This window comes from [Enterobacter] lignolyticus SCF1 (genome assembly GCF_000164865.1).
Classification (GTDB): domain Bacteria; phylum Pseudomonadota; class Gammaproteobacteria; order Enterobacterales; family Enterobacteriaceae; genus Enterobacter_B; species Enterobacter_B lignolyticus.
On record NC_014618.1, the window covers coordinates 2,209,437 to 2,232,175 of the forward strand.

Here is a 22,739-nt window from a genome sequence, read left to right on the forward strand (position 1 = left end):
ATTGCTATGTTAATCGGGCCTTTTTATAATTTGTTACCTTTCTTAGGACTGCCTGTCGTTGATCCTCGCGAAAGTTTCCGGGACCGTAACGGTCTCTTTTTTTGTTGTACGGACTCTTAAATAAATGAAGCTTTTCAAGACAGTACCCGTGGCCATCGCGCTGGCGGGGGGCCTGTTTACGTCAATGCACGCACTGGCCGATGATACCGTTTTTACTGTCATGGACGACCCTTCCTCTGCGAAGAAACCGTTTGAAGGTAAAGTTAACGGCGGTTATCTGGCGCAGTCTGGTAACACTAAAAGTTCTTCTCTGACCGCTGACTCGACCCTGACCTGGTACGGCGAAAAAACCGCCTGGTCGCTGTGGGGCAATGCCAGCAACACCTCTTCTAATGATGAACGATCTTCAGAGAAATACGCGATAGGCGGCCGTTCGCGTTATAACCTGACCGACTATGATTACCTGTTCGGCCAGGCTAGCTGGTTGACCGACCGCTACAACGGCTACCACGAGCGTGACGTTTTCACCGCCGGTTATGGTCGCCAGATCTTCAACGGTCCTGTGCATAGCCTGCGTTTTGAATTTGGTCCTGGCGTCCGCTACGACGAGTTTACCGATGGCGAGACGCAGACGCAGGCGCTGGGCTATGTATCCGGGATCTACGTCTGGCAGATGACCGACACCACGAAATTCACCCAGGGCGTTTCCGTTTTTGGCGCGGACGATACGACGGTTAACTCTGAAACCGCGCTGGATGTGGCTATTAACGCGCATTTCGGCCTGCGCGTCGCTTATAACCTGACCTGGAACTCGCAGCCGCCGTCAACCGCGCCGGATCATACCGACCGTCGTACGATGGTGACCTTAGGGTACAAAATGTAATGTGTCGGGCCGGAAATTTCCGGCCTGATTTTTTTATGAAAACAGTTCGGCAAGCCAGGGGATGCCCAGCGCACCGGGCGCCAGTATGCCAAACGCCCAGACGGCGGCCGACGCGCCATTCGCCAGCTGAAATTTTCCGGACGGCATCGCGCAAATGCCCGCCACCAGCGGAACGACCGCCCGCAAGGGGCCGAAGAAGCGTCCGATGAACACCCCCCAGGTTCCCCAGCGTTCAAAAAAGGCGTGGCCGCGCGCAATAAGCTGCGGCTGGCGGGACAGGGGCCACACCCTGATAACCCGTTCGCTGTAGTGAAAGCCCAGCCACCAGGATAGCCAGTCGCCGCAGAACGCGCCAACCGCCGCCGACAGCCAGACGGTGAAAAAGGTCAGCTCGCTTTCGCCTATCAGCGCACCGGTCGCCAGCAGAATGACCGTCGCCGGCAGCAGCAAGGAGATAAACGCCAGCGATTCGCCAAACGCCAGCAGAAAAATGACGCCCAGCGCCAGGTGTTGATGCTGACTGATAAAATCAGTCACGGTGTGGATCAGGTACGTAAAATCCATTTTTGCGATCTCAGTGGCTTAACGGTAGCCATAGTGATACCGCGTTGCGCCTTAACGAAAGACTAACGGCCGGGAATTCCATAGCCCTGCGGGGAATAATAAAGGCGGACTTTCAACGCGTCTTTAAGACGTGTAGTATGGTCAGGTACTTAATGGCAGCTATCGGGAAGACCTCAGGCGAATTATCGCCCGGCCGTCTGTTTTCCGCAGAGTGAAGCGAGATACCTGATAATCCTGCCGTTAACTTTCTCAAAATCGTTTTGTATGTGCTCTTTCGTGTGGGGCACCACTGCAAATAAGGATATAAAATGCCTGTAATTACTCTTCCTGATGGCAGTCAACGCCATTACGACCACGCAGTAAGCCCAATGGATGTTGCCCTTGATATCGGCCCAGGTCTGGCGAAAGCCTGTATCGCTGGCCGTGTGAACGGCGAACTGGCTGATGCCAGCGATCTCATTGAACATGACGCATCGCTTGCAATCATTACCGCAAAAGATGAAGAAGGTCTGGAAATTCTTCGTCACTCCTGCGCGCACCTGCTGGGTCATGCGATCAAACAGTTATGGCCGAACACCAAAATGGCGATCGGACCGGTTGTTGACAATGGTTTCTACTATGACGTGGACCTTGACCATACCCTGACGCAGGAAGATATCGACGCCCTCGAAAAGCGTATGCACGAGCTGGCGGAGAAAAACTACGATGTCATCAAGAAGAACGTGAGCTGGCATGAAGCCCGCGAAACGTTCGTGAAGCGCGGCGAGACCTATAAAGTCTCTATTCTCGATGAGAATATTGCGCACGATGACAAACCGGGTCTGTATCACCATGAAGAATATATCGACATGTGCCGCGGTCCGCACGTGCCGAATATGCGCTTCTGCCATCACTTTAAGCTGATGAAAACCGCAGGGGCGTACTGGCGTGGCGACAGCAACAATAAAATGCTGCAGCGTATTTACGGCACCGCATGGGCCGATAAAAAAGCCCTGAACGCCTATCTGCAGCGCCTGGAAGAAGCCGCGAAGCGTGACCACCGTAAAATCGGTAAGCAGCTCGACCTGTACCATATGCAGGAAGAAGCGCCGGGTATGGTGTTCTGGCACAACGACGGCTGGACTATCTTCCGTGAACTGGAAGTCTTTGTACGCTCCAAGCTCAAAGAGTACCAGTACCAGGAAGTGAAGGGTCCATTCATGATGGACCGCGTCCTGTGGGAAAAAACCGGCCACTGGGACAACTATAAAGATGCGATGTTCACCACCTCTTCCGAGAACCGTGAATACTGCATCAAGCCGATGAACTGCCCGGGCCACGTGCAGATCTTCAATCAGGGTCTGAAATCCTACCGCGATCTGCCGCTGCGTATGGCGGAGTTCGGTAGCTGCCATCGTAACGAGCCGTCAGGCGCGCTGCATGGCCTGATGCGCGTGCGCGGCTTTACGCAGGACGATGCGCATATCTTCTGTACTGAAGAGCAAATCCGCGATGAAGTTAACGCCTGTATCCGGATGGTCTACGATATGTACAGCACCTTTGGCTTCGAGAAAATCGTCGTCAAGCTTTCCACTCGCCCCGAAAAACGTATCGGCAGCGATGAAATGTGGGATCGTGCTGAGGCGGACTTAGCGGTTGCGCTGGAAGAAAACAACATCCCGTTTGAATATCAGCTGGGTGAAGGCGCGTTCTACGGTCCGAAAATTGAATTTACTCTGTATGACTGCCTCGATCGTGCGTGGCAGTGCGGTACTGTACAGCTGGATTTCTCTCTGCCGTCTCGTCTGAGCGCCTCTTATGTTGGCGAAAACAACGAGCGCCAGGTGCCGGTTATGATTCACCGCGCAATTCTTGGGTCGATGGAACGCTTCATCGGCATCCTGACCGAAGAGTTCGCTGGTTTCTTCCCGACCTGGCTTGCGCCAGTGCAGGTGGTGGTAATGAACATTACCGATTCTCAGTCTGAATACGTTAACGAATTGACCCGTAAACTACAAAATGCCGGTATTCGTGTAAAAGCAGACTTGAGAAATGAGAAGATTGGCTTTAAAATCCGCGAGCACACTTTACGTCGTGTCCCGTATATGCTGGTTTGTGGTGATAAAGAGGTGGAAACAGGCAAAGTGGCCGTTCGCACCCGCCGCGGTAAAGACCTGGGCAGCATGGACGTAAATGAAGTGATCGAGAAGCTGCTGCAAGAGATTCGCAGCCGCAGTCTTCAACAACTGGAGGAATAAGGTATTAAAGGCGGAAAACGAGTTCAAACGGCGCGTCCGAATCGTATTAATGGCGAAATTCGCGCGCAAGAAGTTCGCTTAACAGGTCTGGAAGGCGAGCAGCTTGGTATTGTGAGTCTGAGAGAAGCTCTGGAAAAAGCTGAAGAAGCCGGAGTAGACTTAGTCGAAATCAGCCCTAACGCCGAGCCGCCGGTTTGTCGTATCATGGACTACGGCAAATTCCTCTATGAAAAGAGCAAGTCTTCTAAGGAACAGAAGAAAAAGCAGAAAGTTATCCAGGTTAAGGAAATTAAGTTCCGCCCTGGTACTGACGAAGGCGACTATCAGGTAAAACTCCGCAGCCTGATTCGCTTTCTCGAAGATGGCGATAAGGCCAAGATCACGCTGCGTTTCCGCGGTCGTGAGATGGCCCACCAGCAGATCGGTATGGAAGTGCTTAACCGCGTGAAAGACGATCTGGTTGAACTGGCAGTAGTCGAATCCTTCCCAACGAAGATCGAAGGCCGCCAGATGATCATGGTGCTCGCTCCGAAGAAGAAACAGTAAGGCCTTCAAGCAGCAACACCTGTGGCGCCTTCGGGCTTCACAGGCGTTGTTCGCCTATGTTTCGTTTATTTAACAATGCGAAGTGGAAGTTAATAAAATGCCAAAAATTAAGACCGTACGCGGTGCTGCTAAGCGCTTCAAAAAAACCGGTAAAGGTGGTTTTAAGCACAAGCACGCTAACCTGCGTCACATTCTGACTAAGAAAGCTACCAAGCGTAAACGTCACCTGCGTCCGAAAGCCATGGTTTCCAAAGGCGATCTGGGTCTGGTAATCGCGTGCCTGCCGTACGCATAAGTCGTTAACGTTTAACTTTTTTAATTAGAATAGATACAGGAGAGCACATATGGCTCGCGTAAAACGTGGTGTAATTGCACGTGCACGTCACAAGAAAATTTTGAAACAAGCTAAAGGTTACTACGGTGCGCGTTCTCGCGTTTACCGCGTTGCCTTCCAGGCTGTTATCAAAGCTGGTCAGTACGCTTATCGTGACCGTCGTCAGAAAAAGCGTCAGTTCCGTCAACTGTGGATTGCGCGTATCAACGCAGCAGCACGTCAGAACGGTATTTCTTACAGCAAATTCATCAACGGCCTGAAAAAAGCCTCTGTTGAAATCGACCGTAAGATCCTGGCTGACATCGCCGTATTCGACAAAGTAGCGTTCACCGCTCTGGTTGAAAAAGCGAAAGCAGCTCTGGCATAAGCCAGTTGAAAGAGGGGGCTTTGCTCCCTCTTTTGCTTTAACATCATCAATGCATTGACATTTTCGCGCGATCGGCTTTCAATAACCGTATCGACGTCATTACCCTGAAGGTAACGCAAGCATGAATGCTGCTATTTTCCGCTTCTTTTTTTACTTTAGCACCTGACTCCAGGAGGCTAGCGCGTGAAAGACGAAACGGAAAACAGCGCCAGAAAGCCTCCCTGCGGAGGCTTTTTTTGTATCCGGCGTTTGCCAAAATCGCCACATAACGAGGAAAACCATGTCACATCTCGCAGAGCTGGTTGCCAGCGCAACGGCTGCCATTAACGAGGCTTCAGATGTTGCCGCGCTGGACAACGTCCGCGTGGAATACCTGGGTAAGAAAGGGCATCTGACCCTTCAGATGACCACGCTGCGCGAACTGCCGGCGGAAGAGCGCCCGGCAGCGGGCGCGGTCATTAACGAAGCCAAAGAGCAGGTACAGCAGGCGCTGAACGCCCGCAAAGCGGCGCTGGAAGGCGCGGCGCTGAATGCGCGTCTGGCGGCAGAAACCATTGACGTTTCTCTGCCGGGGCGTCGTATTGAAACCGGCGGTCTCCACCCGGTCACCCGCACTATCGATCGTATTGAAAGTTTCTTCGGTGAGCTCGGTTTTACCGTGGCGACCGGACCGGAAATCGAAGATGACTACCACAACTTCGATGCGCTGAATATTCCGGGCCATCACCCGGCGCGTGCTGACCACGACACTTTCTGGTTCGATGCAACCCGCCTGCTGCGCACCCAGACCTCCGGCGTGCAGATCCGCACCATGAAAGAACAGCAGCCGCCAATCCGCATCATCGCGCCGGGCCGCGTGTATCGTAACGACTACGATCAGACCCACACCCCGATGTTCCATCAAATGGAAGGCCTGATCGTTGATACCAACATCAGCTTCACCAATCTGAAAGGCACGCTGCACGACTTCCTGCGCAACTTCTTTGAAGAAGATCTGCAGATCCGCTTCCGTCCGTCCTATTTCCCGTTCACGGAACCGTCCGCGGAAGTGGACGTGATGGGCAAAAACGGCAAATGGCTGGAAGTGCTGGGCTGCGGCATGGTGCATCCGAACGTACTGCGTAACGTGGGCATCGACCCGGAAGTCTATTCCGGCTTTGCTTTCGGGATGGGGATGGAGCGTCTGACCATGCTGCGTTACGGCGTCACCGATTTACGTGCATTCTTTGAAAACGATCTGCGTTTCCTCAAACAGTTTAAATAAGGGCAGGACAACATAATGAAATTCAGTGAACTGTGGTTACGCGAATGGGTTAACCCTGCCATCGACAGCGAAGCGCTGTCCGGGCAGGTAACCATGGCAGGCCTTGAGGTGGACGGTGTTGAGCCGGTAGCCGGGGCGTTTCATGGCGTCGTGGTGGGTGAAGTCGTTGAGTGCGGCCAGCATCCGAATGCGGATAAGCTGCGCGTCACGAAAGTCAACACGGGCGGCGAGCGTCTGCTGGACATCGTCTGCGGCGCGCCAAACTGCCGTCAGGGCCTGAAAGTGGCCGTGGCGACCGTGGGCGCGGTGCTGCCGGGCGATTTTAAAATTAAAGCGGCGAAACTGCGCGGCGAACCGTCCGAAGGCATGCTGTGCTCCTTCTCCGAACTCGGTATTTCCGACGATCACAGCGGTATCATTGAACTGCCGGCCGATGCGCCGATCGGTACCGATATTCGCGAGTATCTGCAGCTTGACGATAACACTATCGAAATCAGCGTGACCCCGAACCGCGCCGACTGCTTAGGAATCATCGGCGTCGCTCGCGACGTTGCGGTGCTGAACCAGCAGCCGCTGACCGCGCCGGAGATGGCGCCGGTTGCAGCAACCATCAGCGACACGCTGCCGATCCAGGTTGAGGCCGCCGACGCCTGCCCGCGCTACCTCGGCCGCGTGGTGAAGGGCATCAACGTCAAAGCGCCGACCCCGCTGTGGATGAAAGAGAAGCTGCGTCGCTGCGGTATCCGCTCGATCGACGCGGTGGTTGACGTGACCAACTACGTTCTGCTGGAGCTGGGTCAGCCGATGCATGCGTTTGACCTTGACCGCATCGACGGCGGTATCGTCGTACGTATGGCGAAAGAGGGTGAAACGCTGGTTCTGCTGGACGGCAGCGAAGCGAAGCTGAAAGCCGATACGCTGGTCATCGCCGACCATAAAAAAGCGCTGGCGATGGGCGGCATCTTTGGCGGCGAGCATTCCGGCGTTAACGATGAGACGCAAAACGTCCTGCTGGAATGCGCCTTCTTCAGCCCGCTGTCGATTACCGGCCGCGCGCGCCGTCACGGCCTGCATACCGATGCGTCTCACCGCTACGAGCGCGGTGTCGATCCGGCGCTGCAGTACAAAGCGATGGAGCGCGCCACCCGCCTGCTGATTGACCTCTGCGGCGGCGAAGCCGGCCCGGTTATCGACGTGACCCACGAAGATTCCCTGCCTAAACGCGCCACTATCACTCTGCGCCGCAGCAAACTGGATCGCCTGATCGGCCATCACATTGCCGATGCGCAGGTGAGTGACATTCTGCGTCGTCTGGGCTGTGAAGTAACCGAAGGTCAGGACGAATGGAAAGCCGTTGCGCCGAGCTGGCGTTTCGACATGGAAATCGAAGAAGATCTGGTGGAAGAAGTCGCCCGCGTCTACGGCTACAACAATATCCCGGATGAACCTGTTCAGGCGGGGCTCATCATGGGGAACCACCGTGAAGCCAATCTGCCGCTCAAGCGCGTGAAAACGATGCTGAACGACAAAGGCTATCAGGAAGTGATCACCTACAGCTTTGTCGACCCGAAAGTACAGCAGCTGATTCACCCGGGTGAAGAAGCGCTGATTCTGCCAAGCCCGATCTCCAGCGAAATGTCCGCGATGCGCCTGTCATTGTGGACCGGTCTGCTCGGTACCGTGGTCTACAACCAGAACCGTCAGCAGAGCCGCGTGCGTATCTTTGAAACCGGCCTGCGCTTTGTCCCTGACACCCAGGCGCCTCTGGGTATCCGTCAGGACCTGATGCTGGGCGGCGTTATTTGCGGTAACCGCTACGAAGAGCACTGGAACCTGGCGAAAGAGACGGTTGATTTCTATGATTTAAAAGGCGATCTCGAATCTGTACTGGATCTGACCGGCAAACTGGCTGACGTTCAGTTTAAAGCCGAAGCTAATCCAGCGCTGCATCCGGGGCAGTCCGCCGCGATTTATCTGAAAGGTGAACGCATTGGTTTTATCGGGGTTGTCCATCCGGAGCTGGAACGTAAGCTGGATCTGAACGGCCGTACGCTGGTCTTTGAACTGCAGTGGAACGCCCTTGCAGACCGCGTGGTGCCTCAGGCGAAGGAGATTTCCCGCTTCCCGGCGAACCGTCGCGATATCGCGGTCGTCGTGGCTGAAAACGTGCCTGCAGCAGATATTCTGGCAGAGTGTAAGAAAGTTGGCGTAAATCAGATAGTTGGCGTAAACTTATTTGACGTGTACCGTGGTAAGGGCGTAGCGGACGGTTACAAGAGCCTCGCTATCAGCCTGATCCTTCAGGATACCAGCCGTACACTCGAAGAAGAGGAGATTGCCGCTACCGTCAACACCTGTGTAGAGGCATTGAAAGAGCGATTCCAGGCATCATTGAGGGATTGAACCTATGGCGCTTACAAAAGCTGAAATGTCAGAATATCTGTTTGATAAGCTTGGGCTTAGCAAGCGGGATGCCAAAGAACTGGTAGAGCTGTTTTTCGAAGAGATCCGTCGCGCTCTGGAAAACGGCGAGCAGGTTAAACTGTCCGGTTTCGGTAATTTCGATTTGCGCGATAAAAATCAACGCCCTGGGCGTAATCCGAAAACGGGCGAAGATATTCCCATTACAGCCCGGCGCGTGGTGACCTTCAGACCCGGTCAGAAGTTAAAAAGCCGTGTCGAAAACGCTTCGCCCAAAGCAGAGTAAGTTCTGAACTAATTAAAAAGGCCGCCTCGCGGCCTTTTTTCTTTTCAGCTTATGTCCGGCGCAATAAAATCAGAGACTTCTCTTAACCGCTTCAGGGACGCTATGCACACTCTGGCCCAACGACAACAGCAGCGCCATCGTCGCTGGATCCTCATCCTGCTATTCCTTCTGCTGCTGGCGACGCTGGTAAGCCTCTGCGCCGGAGAGCGCTGGATAGCGCCAGACGCCTGGTTTAGCCCGCAGGGCGAGCTGTTCGTCTGGCATATCCGCTTGCCTCGTACGCTCGCCGTGCTGCTGGTCGGCGCAGCGCTGGCGGTCTCCGGCGCCATTATGCAGGCGCTGTTTGAGAACCCGCTCGCCGAGCCTGGCCTGCTCGGCGTGTCAAACGGCGCAGGCGTAGGGCTTATCGCCGCGGTGCTGCTGGGGCACGGCCTGCTGCCGGGATGGGCGCTTGGGCTATGCGCTATTGCGGGCGCGCTGCTTATCACCATCATCCTGCTGCGCTTCGCCCGCCGTCATCTCTCTACCAGCCGCCTGCTGCTCGCCGGCGTGGCGCTGGGGATTATCTGCAGCGCCGCCATGACCTGGGCGGTCTATTTCTCCACCTCATTCGACCTGCGCCAGCTGATGTACTGGATGATGGGGGGATTCGGCGGCGTCGACTGGCAGCAGCTCTGGCTGATGGTTGCGCTGCTGCCGGTGCTGGCGTGGGTGTGCCTGCAGTCCTCTGCGCTAAATGTGCTGGCGCTGGGGGAGATATCCGCCCGCCAGCTGGGCCTGCCGCTGTGGCTCTGGCGGCGACTGCTGGTGATGGCCACCGGCTGGCTGGTCGGCGTCAGCGTCGCGCTGGCGGGGGCTATCGGCTTTATCGGGCTGGTTATCCCGCATATCCTGCGACTGTGCGGGCTTACGGATCACCGTGTCTTGCTTCCCGCCTGCGCGCTGGCGGGCGGCTGTGCGCTACTGTGCGCGGATATTATCGCCCGGCTGGCGCTGGCCTCCGCCGAACTGCCGATTGGCGTTGTGACGGCCACGCTGGGCGCCCCCGTTTTTATCTGGCTATTATTAAAGGCCGGGCGCTAAGACCCGGCAGAACACACCTGGAGACGGCTATGCAACACGATATTCTGAATACTGACGTAACAACCATCGATGGCGAGAAAACCTCACTGGCGGCCTATAAGGGCAAAGTGCTGCTGATGGTAAACGTGGCATCCCAGTGCGGTCTGACGCCGCAGTATGAGCAACTGGAGAACCTGCAGGAAGCGTGGGCGCCGCAGGGATTTACGGTATTAGGCTTCCCCTGCAACCAGTTCCTGGGCCAGGAGCCGGGCAGCGATGATGAGATCAAAACCTTCTGTAGCACCACCTACGGCGTCACCTTCCCGATGTTCAGTAAAATCGAGGTGAACGGTGAGCACCGCCATCCGCTGTATGGCAAGCTGGTGAGCGCAGCGCCGGTCGCGCTCGCGCCGCAGGGGAGCGGTTTTATGGAGCGGATGGTCAGCAAAGGGCGCGCGCCGAAGCAGACGGGCGACATTCTGTGGAACTTCGAAAAGTTTCTGGTCGGCCGTGATGGCGCGGTGATTCAGCGCTTCTCGCCGGATATGACGCCGGACGATCCGCAGGTGGTTGAGGCGATTAAGCAGGCCGTTGCCAAATAATGACCATGCTGCTGCAGCTTGAGGCCGTAGAAGAGGCCGGGCGCCTGGCGCCGTTTACCGCCGAGGCCCGCAGGGGAGAAATCCTGCATTTGGTGGGGCCGAACGGCGCCGGGAAAAGTACCCTGCTGAGCCGTATTGCGGGGCTTAGCGGGGGAAAAGGGCGGGTCATTTTTGACGGTAAAAGTCTGGATGACTGGTCGGCGCCTGTGCTGGCGCAGCATCGCGCTTTTTTGTCCCAGCACCAGACGCCGCCCTTCGCAATGCCGGTCTGGCATTACCTTTCGCTGCATCAGTACGACACCTCGCAGCATGCCCTGATGCAGTCGGTCGCGGCGTCGTTTAGCCTGGAAGACAAGCTCGCCCGCTCAGTGAACCAGCTCTCGGGCGGGGAATGGCAGCGGGTACGGCTGGCGGCGGTGGTGCTGCAGATCCATCCGCAGGGCAATCCTCACGGCCAACTGCTGGTGCTGGATGAGCCGATGAACAGTCTCGACGTAGCGCAGCAGGCGGCGCTGGACGAGGTATTAGGCGAACTGCGCGCCGCCGGAGTGGCTGTCGTGATGAGCAGCCATGACCTGAACCATACGCTGCGTTTTGCGCAGCGGGTCTGGCTGTTGTGCAAGGGAAAACTGATCGCCAGGGGAGAAACGCAGCAGATAATGACTACAGATAATCTGCAGCAGATCTATCGACTGCCGTTCAAAAAAATGAATGTGGATGGTTATCAGGTACTCATACCGACCCCGTAGCGCAAATGCTCGCTTGCAACTTTATAAATAACAGGGCTAAATTATTGCTATAAAAAAAACACAGAGGATACGCCGTTTATGCGTCTCTTTTTTATTTTGTTGGCGGCATTAATTTTAGCAGGGTGCAGCAGCAGCCACCGTGCGCCTGCGCCTAATGCACGGCTTTCTGATTCCATCACCGTTATCGCGGGCCTTAACGATCAGCTGCAAAACTGGCGCGGAACGCCCTATCGCTATGGCGGAGCCAGCCGTCGCGGCGTTGATTGTTCGGCCTTTGTGATGATGACGCTGCGGGATAAATTCGCGATTCAGCTGCCGCGAGAAACGCGTCAGCAGGCGCAGATCGGCACAAAAATCGATCCGGATGATTTGCTTCCCGGCGATTTGGTGTTCTTTAAAACCGGTTCAGGAGACAGCGGTCTGCATGTCGGTATCTACGATACTGATAACCAGTTTATTCATGCTTCGACCAGCCAGGGGGTGACGCGTTCATCGCTGGATAATGTCTACTGGCGGAAAAATTTTTGGCAGGCCCGACGAATATAACGCAACATAGCCGAAGGGCGACCGCGCTCTTCGGTTCAGGATATAAATATAAATAAATTCCCAGTGGAATAAAAATCGATACCTGTTTCATCTCCCACTTGAAATCGTGGATTGTACGATTGCGGGTTAATGGATTACAATCTTAAGATAACTTAAACAAGGGAATTTTGATATCGCCAGGGACTAATGAAATTAATCTTTTTAAAATCAAAGAGGTTGAATTCCTCGGGAGCGACACGCAGGTTGCCGGGTAAGGCCCTTAAACTGGGGTGGGCGTAATGATTGTTTCGTTAGATAACATGTATCGCTCAGAGTTACTCTTCCTTCCTGCCAGAAATGGCAACGGTAAACTCGTTGGGCTGGAAATAATTACTAACTTTATGGGCGTCGACGACGGGATTCGCACACCGACGGGGCTTGTTTTGCCGCGCCTTAGCGAAGAGGATGAGGTTTCATTGTTCCGCGAAAAACTTGCGCTGCTTGAAACCTGCCAAATCTTTTTTATTCAACAACAGTTGCTGGCGTGGATTAATATTAGTCCGGTAATTGCAAACGCGCTTTTAGTGCAAAACGAATTAGCCAGCCTCGCGCAACGATTACCATTTCTGGAATTAACCGTTAATGAGAATTTTCCCGCGCTGGATTTCGTCGATGAAAATCACCCATTAGCGCTATTGGCAAAATCTTATCCGCTGGTGCTGGCGAATTTTGGCGCAGGGGATGCATCGACCCGGGCCGTTTTTTCGGGTTTATTCACCCGAGTTATTCTGGATAAAAACTTTATTCAGCGGCAGGCGCACGCGGCGTCTTTTGGGCCGTTTATGCGCGCCATTGTGGCGCAGGCTTCACCATACTGTTCGGCTATCATGGCCGCCGGGGTGGATGATACGGAAATACTGAAGCGCCTGCAGCCGTGGGGGTTTACCGCGCTATTCGGCGCGCTGTGGTCGGCCGTGGATGTGGCGTTGTTGACGAGCCTTGTGCAGAGTAACCCTGCATAACCTCCGTATTTAGCCGCGGTTATTCGCACTACACTAGAGGCAGGAGGAAACATGACCCTGTCTTTTACCCATCACTGGCGCGATGAGCTGCCGGATTTTTACAGCGAGCTGGCGCCTGCGCCGCTGGCGAATGCACGTCTTATCTGGCACAACGCGCCGCTGGCGCAGATGCTGGGGATCCCCGATGCGCTCTTTGCGCCCGAAAACGGCGCCGGCGTCTGGGGCGGTGAAGCGCTGCTGCCCGGAATGTCGCCCCTGGCCCAGGTCTACAGCGGCCATCAGTTCGGCGTCTGGGCCGGACAGCTCGGCGACGGGCGGGGCATTTTGCTCGGCGAGCAGCAGCTTGCCGACGGTCGCCGCTATGACTGGCATCTCAAGGGCGCAGGGCTGACGCCCTATTCGCGAATGGGCGACGGGCGTGCGGTATTGCGCTCAACGCTGCGCGAGAGCCTGGCCTCCGAGGCGATGCATCATCTTGGCGTAGCGACGACGCGCGCGCTGTCGGTGGTGACCAGCGATACGCCGGTCTACCGCGAAACGGTCGAGCAGGGCGCGATGCTGATCCGTATTGCTGAAAGCCACGTCCGCTTTGGTCATTTCGAACACTTTTACTACCGTCGCGAGCCGCAGAAGGTTCAGCTGCTGGCGGACTATGTCATTCGCCATCACTGGCCGCATCTCGTCGATTCAGCGGATAAATATACGCTGTGGCTTCGTGACGTTGTCACAAAAACGGCGGTGGCCATCGCCCGCTGGCAGACGCTGGGGTTCGCTCACGGCGTGATGAATACTGACAATATGTCGATACTCGGGCTGACGCTTGACTACGGCCCGTTTGGTTTTCTTGATGACTTCCAGCCGTCGTTTATCTGCAATCATTCGGACCACCAGGGGCGCTATAGCTTTGAAAACCAGCCTGCGGTGGCGCTGTGGAATCTGCAGCGGCTGGCGCAAACGCTGTCGCCGTTTATTGCCGTGGATGCCCTGAATCAGGCGCTGGAGGGATATGAGCTGGCGCTGCTGGAGGAGTACGGCAGCCGGATGCGCCGTAAGCTCGGTTTGTTTACCCAGGAAAAAGGCGATAACGATCTGCTGAACGGCCTCTTCGCGCTGATGGAGCGTGAAGGCAGCGATTATACCCGTACGTTCCGCATGCTGAGCGCTACCGAGCAGCACAGCGCGGCGTCGCCGCTGCGCGACGAATTTATCGACCGCGAGGCGTTCGACCGCTGGTTTAGCGACTACCGGCGCCGCCTGCAGCAGGAGCAGATCGCCGATGATGAACGCCAGCGCGTGATGAAGCAGGAGAACCCGGCTATTGTACTACGCAACTGGCTGGCGCAGCGGGCCATCGAGCAGGCCGAGCGTGGGGACTATCAGGAGCTGTCGCGCCTGCATGAGGCGCTGCGCACGCCGTTTGACGACCGCAGCGACGACTATGCCAGCCGCCCGCCGGAGTGGGGTAAGCGGCTGGAAGTGAGCTGCTCAAGCTAAGGGGACAGAAAAACCTGGGGCGTCGGGCTGTGCGGATGCGTGCCGATGTGCACATCGGCGCCATAGTAGCGGCGCAGCAGGTCGGCCTGCAGCACCTGTGACGCGCGGCCTTCGGCAACCAGCATCCCCTGGTGGAGCAACACCAGCCGGTCGGCCCACAGGGCGGCAAGATTGAGATCGTGAAGGACGGCGCAAACGTGCAGTTCGCCGTCTGCCGTCAGCTGTTTTAGCAACCGCAGCAGGTGCTGCTGATGATACAGATCCAGCGCAGAGGTTGGCTCGTCCAGAAACAGCCAGCCGCGGGGTTTTCCGTCGCGCCATAGCTGCGCCAGGGCCCTTGCCAGCTGTACGCGCTGCTGTTCGCCGCCGGAAAGGGCGCTGAAGTTACGCCCGCGAAGCTGGCTACAGCCGGTCAGCGCCATAATCTGTTCAACCGCGTCGCGGTCGTCTGACGACGGCCACGGCGCGCGTCCCATGGCGATCGCGGCCTCGACCGGCCAGTCGAATCCCGGCAGGCTTTGCTGGCGCATCACCGCCCGCTGGCGCGACAGCGCCTGAGGCGTCCAGGCGTCAAGGGCAATGCCGTTGAGCGTACACTGGCCGCTGTCCGGCGACAGGTAGCCGGTCAGCAGCCGCAGCAGGGTCGATTTCCCCGCGCCGTTAGGACCAATCAGGGCCACCAGCTCGCCGGGGGCGAGCGTCAGCGAGATATCGCGTAACGCCGAAGAGTAGCTCACTCCTGACGCCCGCAGAGAGCTAGGCATGCTGCGCTCCTTTACGAAATATCAGCCATAAAAACCACGGCGCGCCGAGCAGGCTGGTCAGTAATCCCACCGGCATTTCAGCCGGCGCCGCCAGCGTGCGGGCGGCGGTGTCGGCGATCAGCAGCAGAATAGCGCCCGCCAGCACAGATCCCGGGATCGTCGCGCGGTGATCGGCCCCAAGCCACATTCGCATCAGGTGCGGCACCACCAGCCCGATAAAACCAATAACGCCGCTCACCGCCACCGCGGTCGCCACCAGCAGCGCGCTGCACAACAGCAGGCGGCGCTGGATCTGACGCACGTTGACGCCGAGGTAGTGCGCGTCCTCATCGCCCAGCTGCAGTAAATTCAGCGGTTTCGCCAGCCGCCAGATAGCAGCGACGGCGGGCAGCATCAGCGATGCGCAGACCAGCAGCATCGGCCACTGGGCCTGACCCAGGCTGCCCATTCCCCACAGCGACAGCTGGCGCAACTGGGCATCGTCGCTCAGCCAGGAGAGCACGCCGAGCGCTGCGCCGCACAGGGCGTTGATGGCGATGCCGACCAGCAGCAGGCGCGAGAGCGAGCTATCGCGACGTCGGCTGAGCGCAAAGATAACCAGCGTAACGGCAAGGCTGCCGATAAACGCCGCCAGCATCGGCGCGTAGAGCATGACCACCAGCGGCAGCGAGAGGGGCAGCAACACCCACAGCCCGACGGCCAGCGCGGCGCCGCTGCTGATCCCCAGCAGGCCCGGGTCGGCAAGCGGGTTGCGAAACAGCCCCTGCATCACGCAGCCCGCCAGCGCCAGCGCGCCGCCGACGATCGGCGCCAGCAGCACCCGCGGCAGGCGGATAGTGAACCAGATCTGGCGCAGTAGCCCATCTCCCCGCCACAGGGCCTCAGGCGGCAGCTTCATGGCGCCAACGGTGGTGGCGGTGAGCGTCAGCAGCACCAGCAGCGCGAGCAGCGACCACAGGGAACGCAGGAGAACGGCGGGCATCAGGGCAGCAGCTCCGCTTTTTGCCGCAGCTGCTTCAGGGCATCCGGCGTGCGGATGCTAAATCCTAACAGCGCCATATCATCCACCAGCAGCGCCTGCTGATGACGCCCGGCCGGCGTTTGCGCGAGCCCCGGCAGCTTCCACAGCGCCGCTTCGCCGCCCATGCTGGCGACGCCCTCACGGGAAATCACCACCAGGTCGGGCTGGCTGGCGATAACGCCCTCCTGTGACAGCGGCTGATAGCGGTTAACCCCCTGCATCGCGTTTTGCAGCCCGGCGGCGCGGATAGCCGTGTCCGCCGCCGTTTGCTGCCCGGCCGCCATGGCGCTCATCCCGCCGTGGCTGAGAATAAACAACACCCGTTTATTCAGCGGCGAGGCGGGGAGCGATGCCAGCTGCCGTCCGATCTCCTGGCGCAGCGCGTCACCCTCTTTTTCCTTGCGCAATGCCCCGGCGATAACACGGATTTTCTCGTCGATGACGCTAATGTCATTGCGGCCAGGCACGGTCACCACTGAAACGCCGTTTTGCGCGACCTGCTTAAGCGCCAGCGACGGCTGCGCCTGTTCGCTTGCCAGCACCAGCGTCGGGCGGGCGGCGAGAATACCCTCCGCATTGAGCTGGCGCAGGTAGCCGACGTCCGGTAAGACCTGCGCCTGAGGAGGCCACTGGCTGGTGCTGTCGCGGGCGACAAGCGTGGTCTGTGCGCCCAGCGCATAGAGGATTTCAGTTACATCGCCGCCCAGCGCGACGACCTTCTGCTGTGCGGCGCAGGCCAGCAGCGGCAGTGCGGCGATCAGTGCGGCGACGCCTCTCATGCCGCCAGCCCTTTATCCGCCAGCGCGCCTGTCTGCGACCGCCACTGCGCCTGCTCCGGTTCGCCTTCGCTACGCTGGCCGTACAGCTGGGCGATTTGCGTGCCGTCGGCGGCAAACAGCTCCAGACTGGTCACGTGGCCGTCGGCGGTAGGTTTCCGGGTTATCCAGCTTTCGGCAATCGCGTCTTCCCGCAGGTGCAGGGTAAAGGACGGATTGAAGATATTCAGCCAGCCCTTCATCGGTGCGACCTTTTCCACCACGCCGGTGAAAATCTGTACGCAGCCGCGGTTGCCAACGAAAATCATTATTTCGTTGCCGTCCTGGCGGGCGGCGGCCAGCAGCTGCACCAGCGCGCCATTATCGACCCGGCAGGCTAAATCATCGCCTACCAGGCGAAACGCCTGCTGGCGGCTCAGGTTATGGCGCTTGAGCAGGGTGAAGAACTGGTGAACGTCGGTCATTTCACGCCACTGGCTGTCGACCAGCGCGCCGTCCACCGGCGCCGCTTCCGTCGCTGCCTCCGCCGGACGCAGCGCGAGCGTGGGGTTATCGGCGTGAATGAATCGCGTCAGCACATCGCCCCAGGCGGCCATATCGGTGCCGTCGGTGGTGTAGACCTTCAGCAGCGCATCGCCCTGACGGTCGAAAAACTGGAGGCTCTGACGCTCGCCCCGCGCGCTGATTTCGCTGATGTGAAACGCGCTGTCCCACTGGTTGAGGAACAGGCGCAAATCGAGCGCGCGCGGGTTAAGCACCAGGCCTGCGTGGCCGCTCAGATGCTGGTGGGTAAAACGGCCGACCTGCTCGTGCACCGCATATTCATTGCGGCAGATACATTTGACGTCGCCCACGGCCTCCAGCGCGGCCAGCATATCGCGGATGGCGCCCTGCAAACGCCAGGCGTCGTGCCCAACGCGGGACCAGGCTAATTCGGCTTCGCTGATGCGCATCGTGGCGGCAATGTCGCGGGCGTAAAGGCCGGGATGCTGGTCTTTCAGTGCCAGCCAGCGGGTGTAGAGAGTCATCGTCATATCCTTTCAGAAAAGGCCCCGGCACCGCGGGGCCGGGTGATTACCACTGATAACTGACAAAAATTTTGCCGTTGCGGCCATCCTGCGGGATGCCCTGCGGCGACCAGTACGCTTTGTCGAAGGCGTTGCCGAGCACCAGCGAGGTCGTTAACCCGCTGAGGGACTGCTGGCCCCTGTAACTGATGTAAAAGTCATTCACCCCATAACCGGCCTGCGGCGTGGCGCTGATGCTTTTCGTGTTGCCGGCAAAGGTGCCGACCCAGCCCACGGAGAAACCGCTGTGCGCCACCGGAATATCCAGGCGCGAAGTGACGGTGTCCGGGTTTATGCTGGTCAGCCAGTCGCCGGTGTCGGTGTCTTTGCCGCGCGTACGGTTGTAGGCGACGTCGAGGCTGAAAATCTCCGCGCTGTATTTTGCCATCACGTCCCAGCCCCATATTTTGGCGTCTGGCACGTTGACAGAGGTGGTGGTCCTGGCAGCGAAATCGACCGCGGTGGTGATGTAATCTTTGGCGTTGGTGTCGAAGTAGCTGGCCTTAAGCTCCAGCGCATCGTTGGACAGCAGCAGGTCGTCAAAGCGCAGGCCAACCCCGTACTCCTGGGTTTCGTTGGTCTCCGGGCGCAGGTTCGGGTTCGGCACCCAGTAGTTGGTGTAGAAACGGCCAATCGAGAAGTGTCTGGCGTCGTTATACATTTCCCCCATGGTCGGGGCGCGAAACGCCTGGGCATAAGAACCAAACAGCATCAGCCAGTCGGTCGGGCTGATGGTGATACCCGCGCGGGAGGACCAGCGATCGGCATCGACGTCTTTATACCCGTCGCTGCTGCCGCGATAGCTGTCATAGCGCGTTCCGCCAAGCAGGGTCACCGGCAGATCGCGCAGCGTGATTTCATCCTGCAGCCAGCCGGAGCCGAAGTTGATGCGCGCATCCGGGAAACCGGTGGTCAGGCCGTCCGGGCTCTGCGCCTGGCGGTAATATTCGCCGCCCCAGGTCAGCAGGTGCGACGCCGCGCTGTCGGTGAACAGCCGGGTGCGGTTTTCCAGTTTACCGCCGGTGGTGGTTTGCCTGCGGAACTCGCCGGTGCTGTCGGGGTTCTGGGCGTTAATCCGCACTTCGGACCAGTAGACGCTGGCGCGGGCATTGAGCCAGTCGTTATCCTGCGGCGCAAGCCGGTAGGTCAGCTGCGCGTCGCGCTGAATGGTCGAGCGGTCAACCAGCGGGTTGTCGCTGTCTGAGGCGGCTGGGGTTTGCGGGTTTTTCGGCTCCTGCGCGGCGTTGTTGTAATAGCGTACAGCCCCGCTCAGGGTTTGCGCCGGATCGAGGCGCCAGCTGCCTTTGGCAAGAAAGTTGCTGATGCTTTCATCGTTCGGCGCCGTCATCCCGTCGCTCTGCCGCAGATCGCCGCGGTCACGGCTGGCCCAGCTGACCAGGCCGTCGAGGGTGTCGGTGCGGCCAAAGGCGCTGGCCCCCATGCCGAGGCTATGGTCGCCAGTTCCCCCGGTGCCGAAAACGCGATAGCCGCTGTTCTGACCGTCGTTGAGCAGGTCGCGGGCGTCGGCGGTTTCATAGGAGATAACGCCGCCCAGCGCGCCGCTGCCGTAGAGCAGGGCGGACGGGCCACGCACCACCTCAATGCGCTTGATCAGCGCCGGATCGAGGAAGGTGCTGTTGAGGTGACCGGTATCGGTGCCCTGGCGGATACCGTCGACCAGCGTCAGCACGCCGCGGCGGTCGTAGCCGCGCAGGTTGACGTCCTGACCGTTGGTGCGCCCGGTGCCGGTGACGGTGAGACCCGGCACCTGACGCAGCATATCGGCGGCGGAGCTGGCTGTCTGGCCTTCCGGGGTATCGGCGTCGATCACGGTCACCATCATCGGGGCTTCAAACGCGCTGCGTTCGTTACCCGTCGCGGTGACGGTCATTTGCTCAGCGGCGGCGAAGGCCGGTGCAGATAGCGCGCCGAAAACGGCCAGCGCCAGAAGTGACGGGCGCAGCGACGCAGAATGCGGGTGTAGCATGCAACTCTCCATAAACAGTGAAAAGTGCTGGCGGCCTCGGCATAACCTGGGTGGCTGGCGACAGGGGGGGGGGTTTTTCGGTTACTTGGTCAGGATCAGTTTTCCGGCGTTGGTCTGGCGCAGCAGGTAAAACTGGCCGTCGTGTTCAATCAGCACGCGGCCTTCCGGGCCTAACAGCGCTTTGCTGCTGACGCAGCGTTCGTGGAGCGGTGCGCTGGACGCGTCGGTTTTTTTATCCGTAAGCAGGTTGTTATCCAGACGTATCATAATGTTTTAAAATAGCAATCAATGTAACAATGATAATCATTATCAATAAAACAAAAGGCACGGCAAGTCATTTTCTTAAAAAAAATGCGTCTGGATCAAAAATGCGCGGGGAAGGGAACCGGGCAACGAGAGCTGCCCGGCAGTGCGGTTTCAGAAGCGGGTATCGACGGCGGCGGCGAGCTTGTCCAGCAGAACTTCGCTGTCTTCCCAGCTCAGGCAGGGGTCGGTAATGGACTGGCCGTACAGCAGCGGCTGCCCGGCGACGATTTTCTGCGTGCCTTCGCGCAGGAAGCTTTCCGCCATGATCCCGGCAATCGCCGTGGATCCATTGCGGATCTGCTGGCAAATATCGTCACAGACCTCAAGCTGACGGCGATGCTGCTTCTGGCAGTTGCCGTGGCTGAAGTCGACCACCAGCTGCTCCGGCAGGTCGAACTCATGCAGCGTGTCGCAGGCGGCGGCGATATCCGCCGCGTGGTAGTTCGGCTTTTTGCCCCCGCGCATGATGATGTGCCCGTACGGGTTGCCGCTGGTCTGATAAATGGTCATCTGACCATTTTTGTCCGGCGACAGGAACATATGGCTGGCGCGGGAGGCGCGAATGGCGTCCACCGCGATGCGGGTGTTGCCGTCGGTGCCGTTTTTAAAGCCGACCGGACAGGAGAGCGCGGAGGCCATTTCGCGGTGGATCTGGCTTTCCGTAGTGCGCGCGCCAATGGCGCCCCAGCTGATTAAATCGGCGATAAACTGGCCGGTCACCATATCGAGAAACTCGGTGGCGGTCGGCACGCCCAGCTCGTTAACCTGCAGCAGCAGCTTACGCGCCAGCTCGAGGCCGTGATTCACGCGATAGCTGCCGTTGAGGTCCGGATCGGAGATGAGTCCTTTCCAGCCCACGACGGTACGCGGTTTTTCAAAATAGGTGCGCATGACGATTTCCAGCCGGGACTGGTGCTTTTCCCGTAAGGCCTGCAGGCGCTGGGCGTAATCCATCGCCGCATCCAGATCGTGGATGGAGCAGGGGCCGATAATCACCAGCAGACGGCGGTCTTCGCCGTTAAGAATTTTTTCAATACGGCGGCGGGATGCCGTGACGTGAGCCGCCACGCCAGGGGTCACCGGGTAACGCAGGGCCAGCTCCGCCGGCGTTACCAGGCTGTCGATCCGCGCGGTGCGCAGTTCATCAGTTTTGTTCATCAGGACTCTCAGAATAGGGTTGCTTCCGCGGCACAAAACCGGGAAGTGATGCGCATCACGATAAACCAATCCCTGGTGAATTCAAGGGCCGAACGTGATGTGCGGTAGATCACGTTCGCGATCATACCTAATTTCGCATCAATGTACTAGCCTGTTAGTACATGCGGCGACTGAGTCCCATAATGTCGAGGATTTTGGTGGCGATCTCTTCCACCGAATAGTTGGTGCTGTTCAGCCACGGGATCTGGTTTTTGCGGTACAGCGCCTCGACCTCGGTGACCTCCATCCGGCACTGACGCATCGACGCGTAGCGGCTGTTTTCCCGGCGCTCTTCACGAATAGCGGCCAGCCGCTCCGGGTTTATCGTCAGGCCAAACAGCTTATGCTGCAGCGGCTTCAGGGCGGTGGGGAGCACCAGGTTATCCATATCATCCGCAATAAACGGGTAGTTTGCCGCGCGGATGCCGAACTGCATCGCCAGATAGAGGCTGGTCGGCGTTTTTCCGCAGCGCGATACGCCCAGCAGGATGACCTGCGCCTGATCGAGATTGCGCAGCGAAATACCGTCATCATGGGCGAGGGTGTAATCAATGGCCGCGATGCGCGCATCATATTTGGTGAGGTTGCCCGGCGTCAGGCCGTGGGTGCGGTGGGCAATGGGGGTTGGGTCAAGCCGGAGCTCCTGCTGGAGCGGCGCTACCAGCGCCTGCACGATATCCTGACAAAAGCCTTCGCTTTGCAGAATGATGGTACGGATCTCCGGCAGCACAATGGAGTAAAATACCAGCGGGCGTATGCCGGTTTGCTGGAAAATGGCGTCGATTTGATCTTTCACCGCTCTGGCCCGGCTCTCGGTTTCGACAAACGGCAGCGTCATGCTATTGATCGACACCGGGAACTGCGACATCACCGCATGGCCCAGCACCTCGGCGGTAATCGCCGTCCCATCGGAAATATAAAAAACATGGCGATCGACAGCATTTTCCATTTTGACCATCCGGTATAATTGGCTTAATTATCTGAAAGCATATATTAAATTTAAACATATCCTCTCATCCTTTGTCTTGATTTTAAATTGAAACGCTATTTTTATTTTTAATGAAAAGGTCGGTTCATTTTTCAAAATGTTGTCTATAAACCGTTCTATTAGGTGGGAATGCTGATGAATCATGGAGTTAAGGTCTGGAGGGGATCTGTCCGAAAAAAGTAAAAAATAATTTGCTTGAACGATTCACCGTTTTTTTCAGCGAGTCAATTATGCGAGGATAAATAACGCAGCCAGAATCAGTCTGGTCCCTGTTCTT

The 22,739-nt window shown here is 57.9% G+C and carries 24 protein-coding genes and 1 other annotated feature; of the genes, 15 read left to right on the top strand and 9 right to left on the bottom strand.

The features are described 5' to 3' along the window. Positions 1-124 precede the first annotated feature (124 nt). Complete coding sequence (locus ENTCL_RS10415) at positions 125-883, top strand: DUF481 domain-containing protein (RefSeq protein ID WP_013366080.1); 759 nt, start codon at positions 125-127, stop codon at positions 881-883. A 33-nt stretch (positions 884-916) separates the two neighbouring features. On the opposite strand, the gene ENTCL_RS10420 is transcribed toward ENTCL_RS10415, so the two are convergent. Further along, positions 917-1,447: a DedA family protein gene (locus ENTCL_RS10420; RefSeq protein WP_013366081.1), complete on the bottom strand. Its 531-nt coding sequence runs from the start codon at positions 1,445-1,447 to the stop codon at positions 917-919. Positions 1,448-1,755: 308 nt separating this feature from the next. Here ENTCL_RS10420 and thrS point away from each other — a divergent pair, with 308 nt between their 5' ends. The 14 genes from thrS (at position 1,756) to selO (ending at position 14,356) form a co-directional block, all read left to right on the top strand. Then, entirely contained in the window at positions 1,756-3,684 is a 1,929-nt protein-coding gene (gene thrS / locus ENTCL_RS10425) for a threonine--tRNA ligase (protein ID WP_013366082.1), read from the top strand. Positions 3,685-3,687: 3 nt separating this feature from the next. Next, the gene (gene infC, locus ENTCL_RS10430) at positions 3,688-4,230 is read left to right on the top strand and encodes a translation initiation factor IF-3 (RefSeq protein WP_013366083.1); all 543 of its coding nucleotides are present in this window, start codon (positions 3,688-3,690) and stop codon (positions 4,228-4,230) included. A 97-nt stretch (positions 4,231-4,327) separates the two neighbouring features. Then, positions 4,328-4,525, top strand: a complete 198-nt coding sequence (rpmI, locus tag ENTCL_RS10435) for a 50S ribosomal protein L35 (RefSeq protein ID WP_001124225.1) — start codon at positions 4,328-4,330, stop codon at positions 4,523-4,525. A gap of 49 nt (positions 4,526-4,574) precedes the next feature. Further along, a complete protein-coding gene (gene rplT / locus ENTCL_RS10440; protein WP_013366084.1) occupies positions 4,575-4,931 on the top strand; it encodes a 50S ribosomal protein L20 in 357 nt (118 codons plus the stop codon). A gap of 116 nt (positions 4,932-5,047) precedes the next feature. Next, positions 5,048-5,171, top strand: a sequence feature (Phe leader region). Next, entirely contained in the window at positions 5,053-5,097 is a 45-nt protein-coding gene (gene pheM, locus ENTCL_RS23660; RefSeq protein ID WP_001386830.1) for a pheST operon leader peptide PheM, read from the top strand. It overlaps the preceding feature by 45 nt. 40 nt (positions 5,172-5,211) lie before the next feature. Then, the gene (gene pheS, locus ENTCL_RS10445; protein ID WP_013366085.1) at positions 5,212-6,195 is read left to right on the top strand and encodes a phenylalanine--tRNA ligase subunit alpha; all 984 of its coding nucleotides are present in this window, start codon (positions 5,212-5,214) and stop codon (positions 6,193-6,195) included. Positions 6,196-6,210: 15 nt separating this feature from the next. After that, a complete protein-coding gene (gene pheT / locus ENTCL_RS10450) occupies positions 6,211-8,598 on the top strand; it encodes a phenylalanine--tRNA ligase subunit beta (RefSeq protein WP_013366086.1) in 2,388 nt (795 codons plus the stop codon). Between the two features lie 4 nt (positions 8,599-8,602). Continuing rightward, the gene (ihfA, locus tag ENTCL_RS10455; protein ID WP_006820203.1) at positions 8,603-8,902 is read left to right on the top strand and encodes an integration host factor subunit alpha; all 300 of its coding nucleotides are present in this window, start codon (positions 8,603-8,605) and stop codon (positions 8,900-8,902) included. A 102-nt stretch (positions 8,903-9,004) separates the two neighbouring features. Continuing rightward, on the top strand, positions 9,005-9,985 hold the full coding sequence (gene btuC / locus ENTCL_RS10460) for a vitamin B12 ABC transporter permease BtuC (protein WP_013366087.1): 981 nt from the start codon (positions 9,005-9,007) through the stop codon (positions 9,983-9,985). Between the two features lie 29 nt (positions 9,986-10,014). Then, positions 10,015-10,566: a glutathione peroxidase gene (locus ENTCL_RS10465; protein ID WP_013366088.1), complete on the top strand. Its 552-nt coding sequence runs from the start codon at positions 10,015-10,017 to the stop codon at positions 10,564-10,566. Beyond that, positions 10,566-11,315, top strand: a complete 750-nt coding sequence (gene btuD / locus ENTCL_RS10470) for a vitamin B12 ABC transporter ATP-binding protein BtuD (protein WP_013366089.1) — start codon at positions 10,566-10,568, stop codon at positions 11,313-11,315. Before ENTCL_RS10465 ends, btuD begins: the two co-directional genes overlap by 1 nt. A 78-nt stretch (positions 11,316-11,393) precedes the next feature. Next, complete coding sequence (locus tag ENTCL_RS10475; protein ID WP_013366090.1) at positions 11,394-11,861, top strand: NlpC/P60 family protein; 468 nt, start codon at positions 11,394-11,396, stop codon at positions 11,859-11,861. Between the two features lie 278 nt (positions 11,862-12,139). Further along, positions 12,140-12,862 carry an EAL domain-containing protein gene (locus ENTCL_RS10480; protein ID WP_013366091.1) on the top strand — a complete coding sequence of 241 codons (723 nt, stop codon included), beginning with the start codon at positions 12,140-12,142 and terminating at the stop codon, positions 12,860-12,862. Positions 12,863-12,913: 51 nt separating this feature from the next. Next, positions 12,914-14,356, top strand: a complete 1,443-nt coding sequence (gene selO, locus ENTCL_RS10485; RefSeq protein WP_013366092.1) for a protein adenylyltransferase SelO — start codon at positions 12,914-12,916, stop codon at positions 14,354-14,356. Here selO and ENTCL_RS10490 read toward each other — a convergent pair. The 8 genes from ENTCL_RS10490 to ppsR form a co-directional block, all read right to left on the bottom strand. Beyond that, positions 14,353-15,120 (bottom strand): heme ABC transporter ATP-binding protein, encoded by a 768-nt coding sequence (locus tag ENTCL_RS10490; RefSeq protein ID WP_013366093.1) that lies wholly within the window; start codon positions 15,118-15,120, stop codon positions 14,353-14,355. The two genes, selO and ENTCL_RS10490, sit on opposite strands and share 4 nt — an antisense overlap. After that, entirely contained in the window at positions 15,113-16,102 is a 990-nt protein-coding gene (locus ENTCL_RS10495) for a FecCD family ABC transporter permease (RefSeq protein WP_013366094.1), read from the bottom strand. Before ENTCL_RS10495 ends, ENTCL_RS10490 begins: the two co-directional genes overlap by 8 nt. Then, positions 16,102-16,920, bottom strand: a complete 819-nt coding sequence (locus ENTCL_RS10500; protein WP_013366095.1) for a heme/hemin ABC transporter substrate-binding protein — start codon at positions 16,918-16,920, stop codon at positions 16,102-16,104. Before ENTCL_RS10500 ends, ENTCL_RS10495 begins: the two co-directional genes overlap by 1 nt. Beyond that, the gene (locus tag ENTCL_RS10505) at positions 16,917-17,945 is read right to left on the bottom strand and encodes a hemin-degrading factor (RefSeq protein WP_013366096.1); all 1,029 of its coding nucleotides are present in this window, start codon (positions 17,943-17,945) and stop codon (positions 16,917-16,919) included. Before ENTCL_RS10505 ends, ENTCL_RS10500 begins: the two co-directional genes overlap by 4 nt. Positions 17,946-17,991: 46 nt before the next feature. Then, positions 17,992-19,971 carry a TonB-dependent hemoglobin/transferrin/lactoferrin family receptor gene (locus ENTCL_RS10510; protein WP_013366097.1) on the bottom strand — a complete coding sequence of 660 codons (1,980 nt, stop codon included), beginning with the start codon at positions 19,969-19,971 and terminating at the stop codon, positions 17,992-17,994. Positions 19,972-20,052: 81 nt separating this feature from the next. Continuing rightward, positions 20,053-20,238, bottom strand: coding sequence for a hemin uptake protein HemP (gene hemP / locus ENTCL_RS10515; RefSeq protein WP_013366098.1), 186 nt, complete (start codon positions 20,236-20,238; stop codon positions 20,053-20,055). Positions 20,239-20,388: 150 nt separating this feature from the next. Next, entirely contained in the window at positions 20,389-21,435 is a 1,047-nt protein-coding gene (gene aroH, locus ENTCL_RS10520; RefSeq protein WP_013366099.1) for a 3-deoxy-7-phosphoheptulonate synthase AroH, read from the bottom strand. A gap of 154 nt (positions 21,436-21,589) precedes the next feature. Further along, the gene (gene ppsR / locus ENTCL_RS10525; RefSeq protein ID WP_013366100.1) at positions 21,590-22,423 is read right to left on the bottom strand and encodes a posphoenolpyruvate synthetase regulatory kinase/phosphorylase PpsR; all 834 of its coding nucleotides are present in this window, start codon (positions 22,421-22,423) and stop codon (positions 21,590-21,592) included. Positions 22,424-22,739: the final 316 nt, after the last annotated feature.